Below are 2614 nucleotides of genomic sequence, written 5' to 3' on the forward strand. Positions count from 1 at the left end.
TCGCCATCAAGCGCGGCGGGCTGCGTATCACCAATGCCGCCGCGCTGAACCAGATCGCCGAATCGCAGGACGACGACTGAGCGAGCCGGCCCCCGAATCAGAGCCGCGAAATCAGGTATCGCAGCGCGGACCGGCTCGGCATGAAGAAGTAGCCGCCGCCCTTCGTGGTGACGAATTGCGGCACGTCCTTGAGCATAGTGACCTTTTCCCATGACGGGATCGAGAACCGGCCGCCACCGTCACGCGCGCCGATCGTCGGATCCTTTTCCGCGACCAGGCCCTGGAACGAGCTCGAGGAAACCCAGGTCTGCTGGATGAACTCGTACTGACGCTCGATGTCGGCGTTGAGGCACATGAAGAGCAACCCCTTCTCGACCTTCCCGCTCCGGTCCTGCTTTTCATAGGTGCGGCCGACGCGCAGGATGCGGTGGCGCTTGCCGATCCTGATCTGCGTCTCGCGGTCCTCGCCAAGCGAATCGCGCGGATTGGAGCGGCGTATGTGCGAGCCGAGCGGGCAACGATGCCCTTGCGGGTCTTCCACGCCAAGTGCGAAATCATTGTCGGCGCCGCGGCCCGGGCGGCCATCGGGGTTGCGCACCAGCGAACTGCCGTCCTGCCAGCGCCCCAGCATCTTGGCCGCCACCCAGCGTGGCGTGACGGCATCGTCGCCAGTCTCGCGCGCAGCCTGCGCGGCGGCATGCTTGCAGTAGTCGTTGAACAACTCGACATGCTGCTCGAACTGGCGCACGACGAGGAAGGAACCGTTGCGGCCGAAGTCGCGTGGCGGCGGAGGCTGGCCGGGAATCTGCCGGTTCCGCCGCACCTGCGACAGGATGCCTATCCGATCCTGCGCCGCTTGGACGGAGGGCGAGGCCGGATAAAACCCGTGCTCGTCGCGATAGCCGAACAGGAATTCGCCGGGCGCGACCAGATGCATCGGTGCGGCCCCCTTGTTGGCGCGCGACGTGCCCCTGACGATCGGTTGCGAGACACCGTCGGCGAAGCCGAAATGCTCATAGGCGCGCTGGCGCTCGGGCTTGCCGTTGTGGCCGATATGCTGGGATTTCACGCCCTCCTTCTTGGGCTCGCGGTTCACGACAAGCGGTAACTCGGCGACGATCTTCATCCCGGCGCCTGTCGTCTTTCGCTTCGCGGCGGTGACCTCGGCCTTGAGCGCGGCCGGCTCCCTGGCGTAGCAGATGACAACCGCGTCGACCGGCGACTTGGCCGAGCCCCACTGCCATTTGTCGGGCGCGTCCGGGCCTCTGTCGTCGAGGATGCGGCTGCGCTCGGGATTTCCCATACCGTGACGAAAAGCGACCGGAAACGTGTCCAACGGATCGTCGTCGACGCCGCCCTCCAGCCCGAGCCGGCGAAGGCCGTCGGGACCGAAGGCGACTGTCATGGCCCGTCCGGCGGGCACGCCGTCGCCGAAGCTGGTTTTGTCGATGACGAAGTCCAGCCATGCCTTGCGTTGCATTGCCGGCAGATCCTCGGGCACCCGGATTGCCAGCATATGCCCGTAACCGAGCGCGCCGAAAGGACCGAAGAAGATCGATTGGATCTCGCCGGCTTCCAGCTCTTCGAGAGGCGAAGGGGCCGGCTCGCGGCCGACGGTTTCCGCCGGCCTCGCCTGCGGCCGCTGCAACGAGCCGAACAGGCTCACCCAGTCGCGCGCCTCGTTGCCGGTGGCCGAAGCCATGCCGCGCCTTATCCTGGAGTTGATGCGGATGCGGGTGGCGTTGAGATGCGGATAGGCGGAATACCAGAAGAGCGTCGGCACCTGCTGGCGCCGCGCCCAGCGCTTGAAGCGGTCGCCGTCGCGCGCGCCGTCGAGGAAGAGCCAGCGCGTGCGCGGATAACCTTCCGTGTTGCTCCACACCCCGGTCAGGCCTTCGGATGCCTTGGCTATGAAGTCCTCCAGATAGCTTTCCCAGCTGCCGCCATAGTTGGAGAAGAACATGAGCTTGCCGGTACCCGGCAGCAGCACCCAACGCGCGAAGTGGATGGTGTTGATGGTGGCAAGGAAGCCCGGCTTGAACACCTTCTGCGCCGATATCGAGATCAGGTAGAAGGTGAGCCTCAGCGCCAGCCGCCGCAAGATGCCCGCCTTCATCGTCGAGATCGCGGTGAGATGGTTCTGCGCGCAATGGTCCTCATTGGCGAGGATCCTGTCCAGGGCGCCTATGTCGACCGGCGTGTTCTGCGGCCGGTCCTTGTCCTCGAGGCGCCGCAAGCCGAGGAAGCACAAGCCGACGAACAGCAGGGCTATCGCCAGCAGCCCCAGAACGGCCAGCAGAAGCGCAGTGCCGGCAATCGCGATGTTGGTGAAAGTGATGCCATGGGGATTTCCGAACACAAGCACATAGGTCATGCGCCAGCAGGCAAGTACGACGATCGCGACGGTGGCGAGCACCGCCGGCGCGAGCAGCGTCGTCGTCAAGGCCCGCCACCAGCGGCCCGGCGGCCGCTCCAGCAGGCTTTCGGCCGGCTCGAAGGCCCAGCCGAATTGTCCCAGCCCCTGGGCATGCCGGCGCGCCTCGGTAAGGACCGCAAGGGCGTTGCCGGTACCGGCGCGCGGCTTTTCGACGATCTCGCGCACACTGTCGGCAAG

General features: G+C 66.0%; 1 pseudogene. It reads right to left on the minus strand.

The window, feature by feature from the left end:
• Positions 1-97: 97 nt before the first annotated feature.
• Positions 98-2614: pseudogene (locus EOA38_RS33150) on the minus strand (Dyp-type peroxidase domain-containing protein); the annotation flags it as partial.

Source organism: Mesorhizobium sp. M1E.F.Ca.ET.041.01.1.1 (genome assembly GCF_003997355.1).
Taxonomy (GTDB): domain Bacteria; phylum Pseudomonadota; class Alphaproteobacteria; order Rhizobiales; family Rhizobiaceae; genus Mesorhizobium.